The organism is Nocardioides sp. LHD-245, assembly GCF_030929495.1.
Taxonomy (GTDB): Bacteria; Actinomycetota; Actinomycetes; order Propionibacteriales; family Nocardioidaceae; genus Nocardioides.
Map to the genome: position 1 here is coordinate 73496 of NZ_JAVFWN010000003.1, position 12808 is coordinate 86303.

A 12808-nucleotide genomic window follows, 5' to 3' on the forward strand; every position below is an offset into this window, starting at 1 on the left:
ACTAGCCCTCCATCCGGATCACGCGTGCATGCAGGACATGCCGCTGCTGGAGCGCGGCGCGCAGGGCGCGGTGCAGCCCGTCCTCGAGGTAGTAGTCGCCGCGCCAGAGCACGACGTGAGCGAAGAGGTCGCCGAAGAAGGTCGAGTCCTCGTCGAGCAGGGACGACAGCTGCAAGGTGTCCTTGGTCGTGACCAGCTGGTCCAGCCGGACCTGGCGCGGGGGCACGGCAGCCCACCCCTTGGAGGTGAGGCCGTGGTCGGGGTAGGGACGCCCGACCCCCACACGCTTGAAGATCACGGCTTCGGAGTCTACGGGCTGGGCGGTACGTGGTTTCATCACGGGATGTAGGCGAAGGGTCGCATCTGTAGTGGAGCTCCGCTACAGATGCTCGGATTCGGCTACATCCCGTGATGAAACCGGCTCCCCAGACGCCTAGAGTTCCCGCATGACCGAGGAGCAGACGTCCACTCCCGACGCAGCACCCGCCGCCGCGCCCGACCCGCCCGCCGCGCCCGCCGCGCCTGCCGCGGCCCCGACACCCGGGCCGACCGACCCCATCGAGGAGGCGATCGCTCCCGGCTACGCCTTCGAGGGCCCCGCGCTCGAGCTGGGCGGCCTGATGACCGGACCCGACCGGCTGTCCGGCAGCACCATCCGGATCCCGCTCGCCATGCTGAACCGCCACGGCCTGGTGGCCGGCGCCACCGGCACCGGCAAGACGAAGACGCTGCAGCTGATGGCCGAGCAGCTCAGCGCCGCCGGTGTCCCCGTCTTCGCCGCCGACATCAAGGGCGACCTGTCCGGCATCGCCACGGCGGGCGAGGCCAACGACAAGCTCCTCGCCCGCACGAAGTCCGTCGGGCAGGACTGGACGGCGACCGCCTTCCCGGTGGAGTACTACGCGCTCGGCGGTCAGGGCATCGGCATCCCGATCCGGGTGACCGTCTCGTCCTTCGGGCCGATCCTGCTCAGCCGGGTGCTCGGACTCAACGACACCCAGGAGTCCAGCCTCGGCCTGGTGTTCCACTACGCCGACAAGCAGGGTCTGCCGCTGCTCGACCTGCAGGACCTCCGGGCGGTGGTCCAGCACCTGACCAGCCCTGAGGGCAAGCCGGACCTCAAGGAGCTCGGCGGCCTTTCCTCGGCCACGGCCGGGGTGATCCTGCGCGAGCTGATCGGGTTCGCCGACCAGGGCGCCGAGGCGTTCTTCGGCGAGCCGGAGTTCGACTCCGCCGACCTGCTGCAGCAGGCCGCCGACGGTCGCGGCCTGGTCAACCTGGTCGAGCTGCCCAACCTGCAGGACCGCCCGGCGATCTTCTCGACCTTCCTGATGTGGCTGCTGGCCGACCTTTTCCACGACCTCCCCGAGGTCGGCGACATCGACCAGCCCAAGCTGGTGTTCTTCTTCGACGAGGCCCACCTGCTGTTCAAGGACGCGTCGAAGCCGTTCCTCGAGCAGATCGCGCAGACCGTCCGGCTGATCCGGTCCAAGGGCGTCGGCGTCTTCTTCGTGACGCAGAGCCCGACCGACGTACCCGACGACGTGCTCGCCCAGCTCGGGTCCCGCATCCAGCACCAGCTGCGCGCCCACACGCCCAACGACGCCAAGGCGCTCAAGGCGACCGTCAACACCTACCCGCGCAGCGCGTACGCCGATCTCGGCGAGGTGATCACCACGCTCGGCATCGGCGAGGCGATCGTCACGGTCATGGGCGAGAAGGGCGCTCCGACGCCGGTCGCCTGGACCCGGCTGCGCGCGCCCGAGTCGCTGATGGCGCCGAGCAGCGCGGCGTCGATGGAGGCGACCGTCGCGGCCAGCCCGCGGCAGGCGAAGTACGCCGAGGTCGTCGACCGCGAGTCGGCCCGCGAGATCCTCGCCAAGAAGCTCGAGGAGGGCGCGCAGGCCGAGGCCGACGAGAAGGCGGAGAAGCCCGCGGCCAAGGGCAAGCCCGCGCCGAAGGCCAAGAAGGACGACGGCAACGCGGCCGGCGAGATCGTCAAGGACGTCGTGAAGTCGTCCGCGTTCAAGCAGTTCATGCGCACCGCGGCCGCCGAGATCGCCCGCGGCATGTTCGGCACCGCGCGCCGACGCAGGTAGGCACGGGGGCACGCACCCTTCGCACACCACCGCCGGGCCGCTCCTGCGTGAGGAGCCGGCCCGGCGGTGCGGGGGCGGGGCGGTCTCGGTCGAGCAATCGTCAGGCGGTCCAGCGGATGGCGTCGTCGACGAAGTCGGCGAGCTGGTTCACGCCCCTCAGGTCGGTGCGCTCGTCCATCAGGCGCGAGAGCCCCTGGGCGTGCCGGCTGCGGAGGGCGGAGCGGCGGACGACGGAGCGGTCGACGGGGTCGAGGTCTTCGACGGACGTGAGGTGACGCCCTGCGGTCTGGGTCTGGGGAGAGGTCGTCTTCTTCATGTCCCCAAGCCTGCGCGGTGGAGGTTTCGGACGTTCGGCGTCGCGGTTACGAGACGGTGACCCGGGGTGTGAGCCCCGCGACACTCTTCGCGGCTCGAGCGCTCAGGCGCCGTCGATCCCGTTGAGCAGCAGGAAGAACCCGACGATGCCGACGAGCGCGCCGACGACGCCGAGGCCGGCGCCGAGCAGGAGGCGCTGCCGCGTCGGGCGCTCCCGGTCGAGCAGAGCCCGACCGAGCAGCGCTCCCGCGGCCGTGGTCAACAGCACCTGCACCGGGACGACGAGGTTCTCGCCGGAGTCGGAGCCGTCGAGGACCAGCGCGCCCAGCGGCAGCGCCACGCAGCCGACGACGACCAGGGCGGCGAACAGAGGCAGGATCCGCACGGCGTCAGGATGACAGCACGTCGTACGCCTCGACCATCGCCGGGCCGTACCAGGTGAGCAGCCGGCCCGACACCAGCCGGGTCGGGACCCTCGTGAACGCCTCCGGGCCGTCGTCGGCGGTGAACACGTACGGCTCGTCCGGCAGCAGCACCAGATCGAGGTCCGCCGTGTCCAGGTCGGCCAGCTCGACGTGCGGGTACCTGTCGTCGCCGTCGTCGTAGGCGTTGGTCCAGCCGAGCCGGCGCAGCAGGTCGCCGGTGTAGGTGCGGGGGCCGACGACCATCCACGGGTCGCGCCACACGGGGACGGCGACCCGGCCGCGTGGTGCCGGCGGCGGACCCGCCCAGCAGGCCCGCGCGCGGACCAGCCACGGGGGCGCGGCGAGGCCGAGCGCCTCGTCGTACAGACGGGCCAGCGAGGTGAGCGCCTGCGGCACGGTCTCGATGGCGGTGACCCAGACGGGCACGCCGGCGGCACGGAGGCGGCGCACGTCGAGCTCGCGGTTCTCCTCCTGGTTGGCGACGACGAGGTCCGGGGCGAGGGCCCGGATCGCGCCGAGGTCGGGGTTCTTGGTGCCCCGCACCCGGGCGACGGTGAGCTCGGCGGGGTGGGTGCACCAGTCGGTGGCCCCGACGAGGAGGTCGGGCACGTCGGTCGCGAGCGCCTCGGTGATCGACGGGACCAGGGAGACGATCCGGGTCGCGGGTCCGGGCAGCGGCAGCGCGTGCCCGAGGTCGTCGGTGGTCACCGGCCTATCATCCCCCCGTGAGCGCGATCCTCGGGTGGGCGGTCCTGGCACTGGTGTTCGTCGACGAGCTGCTGGCCGTGGCCGCCTTCGGCATCTGGGGCTGGGACCACGACCCGCGCCGGCTGCTCGTCTGGGTGCTCCCGATCGTCGCGATGGCGGTGTGGTTCTGCTTCGCGTCCCCGAAGGCGCCGTACGGCGGCCCGCTGGTGCGCCCGCTCGCCAAGGTCCTCGTCTTCGGCCTCGCCTGCCTGGCGCTGTGGGACGCCGGGCAGCAGGACTGGGCGATCGCCCTGCTCGTCTTCTCGGTGGTCGTGAACGGGCTCGCGCAACTGCCCAGCATCCGGGTCCTCGTCGACGAGCGGTAGTGGGCATCTCCGGAACTTCTTCGGGTGTCCCGCACCCCGAGCACGCACCTCGCGGCGTTGCAGACGCTCGCGAGACGACCCGGTATGGCGTCGCGCCTGCGCCTTGCGATGCACGCACTCGGTGCACGGGCCACTCCCGAACAACTTCCGGAGATGACCACTAGCGCGTCAGAGCGGTGTGCGGGCCACGACGTACAGCCGCTCGCTGGCCTCGCCGCGGGCGGCCACCGGCCCGCGCCGGTACCACTCGACATCGACGAGCCCCGCCCGCTCGACGAGCGCCACGACATCGGCCGGCTCGTGGAGGACCACGTCGAGGTCGACCTCGTGGTCGAACCAGGTGTCGTGGTGGCGCACCTCCGCTCCGGCGTGGAGGGCGAGCACCAGGAGCCCGCCCGACCGCATCGGCCGCGTCAGTGCCTCGAGTGCCCCGGGCAGCTCGGACGCGGCGAGGTGGATCAGCGAGTACCAGCCCAGGACGGCCGCCCAACCCGAGCCGTTGACCGGGCGCATGAGGGTGCGCAGGTCGCCGACCTCGTAGACGCCGTCCGGGTAGCGCTCCCGTGCCTGCGCGACCATCTCCGGGGTGAGGTCGAGGCCTGTCGCGTCGGCGCCAGCCTCGGCGAGATAGGCCGTGACGTGCCCGGGCCCGCACCCGACCTCGACGACGGGGTCGGTGCCGGCGTGCGCGGCGACCCGGTCGAGCAGCCAACGCTCGAAGGGCAGGGCGTCGAGCTCGCCGGTCAGCGCCTCGGCGTACGCCGTCGCGACGGCGGCGTACGACGCGCGCACCTTGGCGTCCCGGGCCTCGGCGCCGCCCGCGAGTACGGCGTCGCGGTCGACGGCCGGGGCTGCCGCGCCGGTTGCCGCGGCGGGCAGGTCGACGGGGCCGAGGAGGTGGATCCAGCGCGCGTCCTGCTCACGGGGCTGCTTGGGCAGCACCTGGACGAGCGGCTGCTCGCGCCCGGCGAGCCGCTGCAGGCACGCCTCGACGGCACCGCGGTCACCGAATGCGTGCAACCGCTCGGTGCGGGTGCGGAGGGCGCCCGGCGGCTGCGGCCCGCGCAGCAGCAGCACCGTGATCAGGGCTCGCTCGTCGTCGGCGAGGTCGAGCCGCACCGCGAGGGTCTGGAGGTACTTGAGGGTGCGCCGACCGCGGTCGTCCCACGTGACCGCGACGAGGTCGCGCTGCTTGAGGCCGCGCAGCGTGTGGTGCACGAGGTCGTCGTCGTAGTCCACGACCGGCTCGCGGCTGCTCTGCTGGTTGCAGGCGGTGCGCACGGCGGTGACCGTCATCGGGTACGACGCCGGCACCGTCACCTCCTTCTCCAGGAGGCTCCCCAGGACGCGCTGCTCCTCGGCTGTCAGGACGGGCAGGTCGCTCACGGGATCGACCCTACCGATCCACGCGGCGCGGCGGCGCCAGCCGGGTGCGCCCGGAGGAATTCGGCGTGTGGGTGCGAGGTGAGCGCCCGGTCAGCGCAGGGCGAGGCAGCCCGAGGTGCGGGGCTCCCAGGGGATGGCGGCGTGCTCGGCGACGCGCTTGTCGAGCCCGGCGGCGACGTCACCGGGCCACGGCGCGGTGCTGCGGTCGGCGAGCTCCACGCACAGGAAGATCTCCTCGAACACGCACGCCACCCGCTGGTTGCTGTCGTCGAGGATGAAGACGAGTGCGTGGGCGGCGCGCTCGGAGCGGCCGAGCAGCCGGACCCGCACGGACATCTGGTCGCCGGTCCTGAGCTCGTGCAGATAGGTCAGGTGGTGCTCCGCCGACAGGCACGCGAACCCGCTGAGCATGGGCCAGTTGAACGGGATGCCGATGTCGTAGAGCGACTCGTCGAGCCCCTCGCTGCCGATGCCGAGGTAGTGCCGGACGTTGAGGAAGCCGTTGCTGTCCTCGAAGGCGCTGGGGACCGGCTGGACGGCGAAGGCCGGCAGGGTGACGAGCTGGTCGTACGTCGGCTGGGTGCTCATGCCCGGGACCCTACTGAATCGGGCTCGGGATTGGTGGGGGCCCGGCCCGCGGCGTACCATCGGAGGGCAGATCCACCCCGCGTGTATCACCTCGCGCCGGCTCACCGGCGGTCCAAGGCGGCACCTGAGCCCTTGGACGAAGGACATGCCTGATCACTCCGCGACGCTGGTGCGTGCCGCCGGCCCGTCGTACTTCCCGATCGCGCTGATCGCGCGGCTGCCCTACGCGATGATGGTCGTCGGCGTGCTCACCCTGGTCGTCGCCGGGCGCGACTCGCTCGCGTTCGGTGGGCTCAACTCCGCGGTGGTCGGCCTCGGCGCCGCCTGCGTCGGCCCACTGCTCGGCGCCGCCGCGGACCGGTTCGGCCAGCGCCGGGTGCTGCTGGTCAGCGGAGTCGCGTCGACGGCGGCGCTCGGGCTGATGGCATGGGTCGTCTACAGCCCCCTGCCGGGGGTCGCGGTTCTCGCGGTGGCGTTCCTGGTCGGCGCCAGCGCGCCGCAGATCGCGCCGATGTCCCGCAGCCGGCTGGTGCAGATCATCGGCGCGCGCATCGCTCCGGAGCGCCGGTCGCGGACCTTCGACGCCACCATGGCCTACGAGTCGGCGGCCGACGAGATCGTCTTCATCGTCGGCCCGTTCGTGGTCGGCGTGCTCGGCACGACCCTCGACCCGTGGGCGCCGGTCGCCGGCGCCGCGGTGCTGACCCTGGTCTTCGTCAGCGCCTTCGCGCTGCACCCGTCGGCACGGACCGCGGCGGGCCGCGACGAGCGCGCGGTGCCGCCGGCGCCCGCACGGGAGATCGCCCGCCCGGCCCTGCTGGCCGTGGTCGCCGGCATCTTCGGCGTCGGTCTCTTCTTCGGCTCGACGCTCACCTCGCTCACGTCGTTCATGGCCGACCACGGCAGCACCGAGTCGGCCGGCCTCGTGTACGGCGTGATGGGGATCGGCTCCGCCGCACTGGCCCTCGGCGTGGCGCTCTTCCCCGCCTCGTTCTCGCTGCGCGCCCGCTGGCTGGTCTTCGGCGCCACGATGCTGGCCGGCGCTGCCCTGCTGCCGTTCGCCTCGTCGGTCGCGGCGATGTGCGCCGTCCTACTCCTCATCGGCTGCGGCATCGGCCCGACGATGGTGACCCAGTACAGCCTCGGCGCCCTGCGCAGCCCCGTCGGTCGCTCTGCCACCGTCATGACCATCCTCGGCTCGGCCGTGATCGTCGGTCAGTCGCTGTCGTCGGCGGTGACCGGCACGCTGGCCGACCGCTTCGGCACCTCCGCCGCGCTGGCGATGCCGATCGTCGCCGCCCTGGTGGTCGTGGCCGCGGGCGTCGTGAACGCCGGGCTCTCGCCCCGGCCCGCCACCGCCGACGTCGAGGCCGGCGCGCCCGAGCTGCAGCTCGCTGGGCGCTGAGCCTCGATCCCGGAGCGCCGTCTCGGGCCGTGGCACGATGGCGCCCATGCAGCTGACGCTCGGGCCGGCCTGGACCCACGAGGTCTTCGTCGGGCTCGGCGTCGCGGTGGCCGCCGCGGTGTTCGTGCTGGAGGCGCGACGCCGCGGGCAGACCGACGAGCGGCTGGTCTACGTCGTCACCGGCGCCCTGGTCGGGGGTGCGCTGCTGATGCGGCTGGGCACCTGGGCCCAGCACCTCGACCTGCGGGCGAACGCCTCCCTGCCCGAGCAGTGGCTCTACGGCAACCGGTCGATCATCGGGGGGCTGGTGGGCGCCTGGCTGGGCGTGCACGTCACGAAGCGTCTCGTCGGCTACCGGCTGCGGACCGGCGACCTGTTCGCCCCGGCCGTCGCCCTCGGCATGGCCGTCGGCCGGATCGGCTGCCTGCTCACCGAGAAGCCGGGAACCCCGACCGGGCACGGGTGGGGGGTCCGGCTCGACGAGGCCGACGCCGACCGCTTCGGTCTCGCGGCCGGCGTACCCCTGCACCCGTCGTTCGCCTACGAGATCGCCTTCCACCTGGCGGCGTTCGCGGTGCTGTGGTGGTGGCTGCGGCGTGCCGATCTGCCGCCCGGCACCACCTTCGTCTGGTACGTCGCCGCCTACGGCATCTTCCGCTTCCTGGTCGAGTTCGTGCGCGGCAACGAGGTGGCCTGGGCCGGGCTCACCCGGCCGCAGCTGTTCCTGTTGGCGACCGTGCCGCTGGTGCTGGCCCGGATCGGGTGGCGGTGGCGGCGTGGTGCCTACCGTGGGCTGCGTCGTACGCCGGCCGGAGCGGTCGCGTGAAGGCGCCCCGTGGGGCGGGCATGCCGCTGCGCGGCGACCGGATCCACCGCTATGTCAACGCCTTCTGCCCGCTGTGCCACGAGGAGGAGCCGACCCGGCCACTCGACCAGGTGGCGCGACTCAGCGGGTGGTTGGTGGTCCGCGACGACCGGGTGTGGCTCGAGCGTGGCTGCGCACGGCACGGGCTCGTCCGCACGCTCTACGACGAGTCGCCGGAGATCCTGACCTGGCTGGAGCAGTGGACCGCGCCGACGAAGGTCCACACCCCCGATCTGCTCGGCAACTTCGCGCCCGTGCCCGCGGCGTACGCGAACGGACTGCCCGAGATGCAGACCCAGCACACGTGCATCCTGCTGGCCGACCTGCTCGACCACTGCAACCTGAAGTGCCCCACCTGCTTCGCCGAGTCCTCCCCGGCCCTGGCGAGCGTCGCCCCGCTCGCCGAGGTGCTGGCCTCGATCGACACCCGGATCTCCCGCGAGAACGGGCGCATCGACGTCCTGATGCTCTCGGGCGGGGAACCGACCCTCTACCCGCAGCTGGCCGAGCTCCTCGACGAGGTCGCACGGCGTCCGGTCGTGCGGATCCTGATCAACACCAACGGCCTGCTCCTCGCCCGCGACGACGCACTGCTCGACCTGCTCACCCGGCACCGTGAGCGGGTCGAGGTCTACCTGCAGTACGACGGCCAGAGCGCCGCGGCGTCCACCCACCACCGCGGCGCGGACATCCGGCGGTTCAAGGAGGACGCGATCGAGCGACTCTCGAGCCGGGGCATCTTCACGACCCTCACCATGACCGCCGCACTCGGCGTCAACGACGACGAGATCGGGTTCGTGGTCAAGCGCGCCCTGGACACCCCGTACGTCGGTGGCGTGACGATCCAGCCGGTCTTCGGCAGCGGCCGGTCGAGCGGCATCGACCCGCTGGACCGGCTCACCCACACCGGGGTGCTCGCACGGCTCGGTCCGCAGACCGGCGGACTCGTCGGGTGGCGCGACCTCACGGCGCTCCCGTGCAGCCACCCCCACTGCTGCTCGGTGGGCTACCTGCTGCGGGACGACGCCGGGACCTGGCGCTCGCTGGTGTCGCTGATCGGACCGGAGCGGCTCAAGCAGTGGCTCGACCTGGAGCCCGACCTGCTGGCCAACCGGATCGCCGACGACGCCATCCCGGCCGACCTGCGCAGGGTCGTGAAGGACTCCCTGCTCGACCTGCTCTCGGAGCAGTCCAGCCTCAGCCATCCGTCGATGGCGAACATCTGGCGTGACATCTGCCAGACCTGCGACCTCGGCATCGGCACGCTGGCCACGCTGGCCGCAGCGCGGCTTCCCGGGCAGCAGGAGCGGCTGCGCCGCCTGCTCGGGGAACGGGTCCTCCGGGTCACGGTCAAGCCGTTCATGGACATGAACACGATGATCGAGGAGCGGCTCACCCAGTGCTGCGTGCACGTGGCCACCGTCAACGACACGACCGGCGGCCACCAGTGCGCGCCCTTCTGTGCCCTGCAGGCGTGGGAGCCGTTGGCCCGCACCCGCCTGTCGACGGCGACGGGGGAGACCGCGTCGTGAGCGCAGCGGACGGCGACCCGCGCCTGGTGGCACCGGCCCGGGTGGAGCCGACGGACCGGACCGACGCCGAGCTGCCCGACCCCCTGCGGCTGTGCGTGTTCGCGACAGTGGCGCTGCTCGGCTGGTTGCTCGGCCCGGTGGCGCTCCTCGGGTTCGCGGCACTGGGCTTCGTCGGCTACGCCCGGGCGCGTCGGGCCGGGCTGCTGCGGTCGAGGTGCCTGCTCGGCGACACCCGGCTGGTGCTGGCCTATCTCGGTGCGCTCGTCGTCGCGGGCGGGGTCGGTGTGTGGTGGTGGATCAGGTGAGGGAGTCGAGATGAGCCAGCAGTTCCCGCCGGGGTACTTCCCGCCGCCGCAGCAGCGGCCGCCGGACAAGACCAACAAGCTGCTGGGCTACCTGCTCGGCGGACTCCTGATCGGCCCGATCCTCGCGGTGGGGTGCCCACTCCTGGGACTGGCGATCGGCAGCTCGTTCTCGACCCGGGCCAACGACTACGACGGCACACCGATCGGGATCGGTGTCGTCGGCGGGATCCTGGTCCCGCTGCTCCTGCCCATCCCGCTCCTCGCCCGGCCGGCCACCCGGCCCTGGGGTGTCGGCATCCTGGCCGGTGCGGCGCTGACGATGATCGTGTTCGGTGGCCTGTGCGCCGGGTTCATCTACCTGCTGTCCCAGGAAGGCTGACCGCGGTCCTGCAGCCCACCTGGGGGTGACAGGACCGCGGCCGCGGGTGCCTAGAACAGGTCGGGGACCGTCCAGCCGTCGAGGTCGTACTCGCCGAGGAACTCGTCGGCGAAGCCCTTCATCTGGTCGACGATGCCCCGGTTCTGGGCGGCGAAGAGTAGCTCGGCCTTCACGTTCTCGTGGTTGCCGGAGTAGTTGCGCTCGTACAGCTCGTGGCGACCGCCGAACTCGGTGCCGATCGAGTCCCACAGCGCCTTCATCACCTTGACCCGGTCGACGGCGGTGATGCCGTTGGAGCCGCGGACGTACTTGTCGAGGTACGGGCGCACCTCGGCGGACTTGAAGTCGGCGGCACCCGAGGGCAGGTAGATCAGGCCGGAGGCGACGTCCTGCTCGATGATCTCCTTGACCCGCGGGTAGCCGTGGATCATGAACATCCGGTAGGTCAGGCCGTACTCCAGCTTCGGGATGACCGCGTCGCCCACCCACGGCTCGGGGTCGCGGGCCATCGACTCGGTGAGCGACCAGAACAGGTTGCGCCAGCCGATGACCTCGCCGACCCGGGTCTGCACGCCGCGGAAGTCGCCCGACCCGGTCGTGTCCAGGGCCTTCATCAGCAGGCCGGCGATGAAGTCGAGCTTGACCGCGAGCCGGGTGCAGCCCTGGAAGGTGAACCGGGGCAGGAAGCCGGACTGCGGGAAGAACGCGTTGATCCGGTCGACGTCGCCGTACATGAAGACGTTCTCCCAGGGCACGAGCACCTTGTCGAAGACGAAGATGGTGTCGTTCTCGTCCATCCGGCTCGACAGCGGGTAGTCGAACGGAGTGCCGTGCTGCGCCGCCTGCTGCGTGTACGACGTGCGGCAGATCAGCTTCACGCCCGGCGCGTCCATCGGGACGGTGCAGATCAGCGCGAACTGCTTCTTGCGGATCGGCAGGCCGTAGTGGGCGATGAAGTTGTAGTTGGTGATCGCCGAGCCGGTGGCGACGACCTTGGCACCCGACACGATCAGGCCGGCGTCGGTCTCCTTCTCCACCTTCATGTACACGTCGCCGACCTCGTCCGGCGGCAGGTTGCGGTCGACCGGCGGGTTGATGATCGCGTGGTTCCAGTAGAGGACCTTCTCCTGCGACTCGCGGTACCACCGCTCGGCGTTGTCCTGGAAGGGCGCGTAGAGCTCCTTGTTGGCGTGCAGCGTGCCGAGGAAGCTGGCCTTGTAGTCGGGGCTGCGGCCCATCCAGCCCCAGGTCATCTTCGCCCAGCGCGCGATCGCGTCGCGCTCCTTGAGCAGGTCCGCGGACGACGTCGGGGTCTTGAAGAAGGGCATCGTCACGCCGCCGTTGCCGGTGTCCGTGGGGACGGTGAGCTCGTCGACGTGCGGGCCGGTGTGGAGGGCGTCGTACAGGCGGGCGGTCATCCGGATCGGGTTGCGGAACGCCGGGTGGGTGGTGACGTCCTTCACCCGCTCGCCCTGGAGGTAGATCTCCCGGCCGTCGCGCAGGCTCTCGACGTACTCGTCGCCGGTCATCGGCCGCGACGCGAAATTGGTCTGCTGGTTGGCCGGCGAGCCCGCGGCGGGGTTGACGGTCGGCGGGCCGTCGTCCGGTACGGCGGCGGACTCGGGGGCGAGGGTGTCGGTCATCGGGATCTCCTCAGTAGTGGGTGTCGGCCGGGACGAGCGCCCGTCCGTGGTGGGTGGGTGCGAACTCGGTGGTCGCGTCGAACCAGCCGGTGTGGGGGTCGTCCTGGCAGCCGAGCCACACGACGTCGGACGATCGGCCGCCGATCTGGTGGAAGGCGCTGTCGTGGAACAGCAGGGGCGGGCGTCCGGTGGTGAGGACGTCGACCACCTCACCGAGGAAGAGCAGGTGGTCGCCGCCGTCGTCGGTCCGCCAGGGTCGGCAGGTGATGGTCGCGGCGGTGCCGCGCAGGGTCGGCGCCGTCGTGCCGTCGCACCAGGGGAGCGGGTCGGGACTCGGCCGGCCGGCGAAGTGCATGGCGACGTCGACCTGGTCGGTGGCCAGGATGTTGACGGCGAAGGCCGCCCCGTCGAGGTACTGCGCCGCCTTGGACGTCCGGGTCAGCGCCACCTGGACCAGGGGCGGGTCCAGCGAGATCGGAGTGAACGCGGTGACGGTCGCGCCGTGGTGGGCACCGTCGGGCGTGCGACAGGTGATCACGGTGACGCCGGTCGCGAAGCGGCCGAAGGTCGACCGCAGGGTGCGCGGGTCCATGGGGGCTCCTCCGTGGGGCTCGGGGACCGCCGGTGATGGCGGTCACGCTGAGCCGGGACGCTAGGCCGGTACGACGGCGCCGGCGATCCGCTCCGCGAAGGCCCTGTCCGGATTGCGCAGCCGGTTGGATCGGGTGCGTTTTACGGATGACGGAGTTCGCCTACTGTGAGGGTCATCACGTCATGCGCCGCGTCGGAAGGG

At 71.9% G+C, this 12808-nt stretch carries 15 protein-coding genes; 7 read left to right on the top strand and 8 right to left on the bottom strand.

The genetic code is table 11. The features are described from left to right. Position 1: 1 nt before the first annotated feature. Positions 2 to 298, bottom strand: a complete 297-nt coding sequence (locus tag RB608_RS05390) for a type II toxin-antitoxin system VapB family antitoxin (protein WP_203047238.1) — start codon at positions 296 to 298, stop codon at positions 2 to 4. A gap of 148 nt (positions 299 to 446) precedes the next feature. On the opposite strand from RB608_RS05390, the gene RB608_RS05395 reads away from it, so the two are divergent. Next, entirely contained in the window at positions 447 to 2099 is a 1653-nt protein-coding gene (locus RB608_RS05395) for a helicase HerA-like domain-containing protein (protein WP_308086786.1), read from the top strand. A gap of 100 nt (positions 2100 to 2199) precedes the next feature. Here RB608_RS05395 and RB608_RS05400 read toward each other — a convergent pair whose 3' ends face one another. The 3 genes from RB608_RS05400 to RB608_RS05410 all read right to left on the bottom strand — a co-directional run bounded on the left by RB608_RS05400 (position 2200) and on the right by RB608_RS05410 (position 3547). Next, entirely contained in the window at positions 2200 to 2415 is a 216-nt protein-coding gene (locus tag RB608_RS05400; protein ID WP_257427806.1) for a hypothetical protein, read from the bottom strand. A 102-nt stretch (positions 2416 to 2517) separates the two neighbouring features. Then, positions 2518 to 2799, bottom strand: a complete 282-nt coding sequence (locus RB608_RS05405) for a hypothetical protein (RefSeq protein ID WP_308086787.1) — start codon at positions 2797 to 2799, stop codon at positions 2518 to 2520. Between the two features lie 4 nt (positions 2800 to 2803). Beyond that, positions 2804 to 3547, bottom strand: coding sequence for a helical backbone metal receptor (locus RB608_RS05410; protein WP_308086788.1), 744 nt, complete (start codon positions 3545 to 3547; stop codon positions 2804 to 2806). Positions 3548 to 3564: 17 nt separating this feature from the next. On the opposite strand from RB608_RS05410, the gene RB608_RS05415 reads away from it, so the two are divergent. Further along, on the top strand, positions 3565 to 3912 hold the full coding sequence (locus RB608_RS05415) for a YrdB family protein (protein WP_308086789.1): 348 nt from the start codon (positions 3565 to 3567) through the stop codon (positions 3910 to 3912). Between the two features lie 168 nt (positions 3913 to 4080). Here RB608_RS05415 and RB608_RS05420 read toward each other — a convergent pair whose 3' ends face one another. Both RB608_RS05420 and RB608_RS05425 read right to left on the bottom strand, forming a co-directional pair. Next, positions 4081 to 5298, bottom strand: coding sequence for a DUF480 domain-containing protein (locus RB608_RS05420; protein WP_308086790.1), 1218 nt, complete (start codon positions 5296 to 5298; stop codon positions 4081 to 4083). Between the two features lie 90 nt (positions 5299 to 5388). Then, entirely contained in the window at positions 5389 to 5886 is a 498-nt protein-coding gene (locus RB608_RS05425) for a thioesterase family protein (protein WP_308086791.1), read from the bottom strand. A 145-nt stretch (positions 5887 to 6031) separates the two neighbouring features. On the opposite strand from RB608_RS05425, the gene RB608_RS05430 reads away from it, so the two are divergent. The 5 genes from RB608_RS05430 to RB608_RS05450 are packed head-to-tail and all read left to right on the top strand — an operon-like array spanning position 6032 to position 10372. Further along, positions 6032 to 7291, top strand: coding sequence for an MFS transporter (locus RB608_RS05430; RefSeq protein WP_308086792.1), 1260 nt, complete (start codon positions 6032 to 6034; stop codon positions 7289 to 7291). 46 nt (positions 7292 to 7337) lie between these two features. Then, a complete protein-coding gene (locus tag RB608_RS05435) occupies positions 7338 to 8117 on the top strand; it encodes a prolipoprotein diacylglyceryl transferase family protein (protein WP_308086793.1) in 780 nt (259 codons plus the stop codon). Continuing rightward, the gene (locus tag RB608_RS05440; protein ID WP_308086794.1) at positions 8114 to 9688 is read left to right on the top strand and encodes a radical SAM protein; all 1575 of its coding nucleotides are present in this window, start codon (positions 8114 to 8116) and stop codon (positions 9686 to 9688) included. Before RB608_RS05435 ends, RB608_RS05440 begins: the two co-directional genes overlap by 4 nt. Further along, positions 9685 to 9993, top strand: a complete 309-nt coding sequence (locus tag RB608_RS05445; protein WP_308086795.1) for a hypothetical protein — start codon at positions 9685 to 9687, stop codon at positions 9991 to 9993. The genes RB608_RS05440 and RB608_RS05445 overlap by 4 nt, the downstream gene beginning before the upstream one ends. A gap of 10 nt (positions 9994 to 10003) precedes the next feature. Continuing rightward, on the top strand, positions 10004 to 10372 hold the full coding sequence (locus RB608_RS05450; RefSeq protein ID WP_308086796.1) for a hypothetical protein: 369 nt from the start codon (positions 10004 to 10006) through the stop codon (positions 10370 to 10372). Between the two features lie 50 nt (positions 10373 to 10422). Here RB608_RS05450 and RB608_RS05455 read toward each other — a convergent pair whose 3' ends face one another. Both RB608_RS05455 and RB608_RS05460 read right to left on the bottom strand, forming a co-directional pair. Continuing rightward, entirely contained in the window at positions 10423 to 12015 is a 1593-nt protein-coding gene (locus tag RB608_RS05455) for a 4-hydroxyphenylacetate 3-hydroxylase N-terminal domain-containing protein (RefSeq protein ID WP_308086797.1), read from the bottom strand. A gap of 10 nt (positions 12016 to 12025) precedes the next feature. Next, on the bottom strand, positions 12026 to 12607 hold the full coding sequence (locus tag RB608_RS05460) for a flavin reductase family protein (RefSeq protein WP_308086798.1): 582 nt from the start codon (positions 12605 to 12607) through the stop codon (positions 12026 to 12028). Positions 12608 to 12808 lie beyond the last annotated feature (201 nt).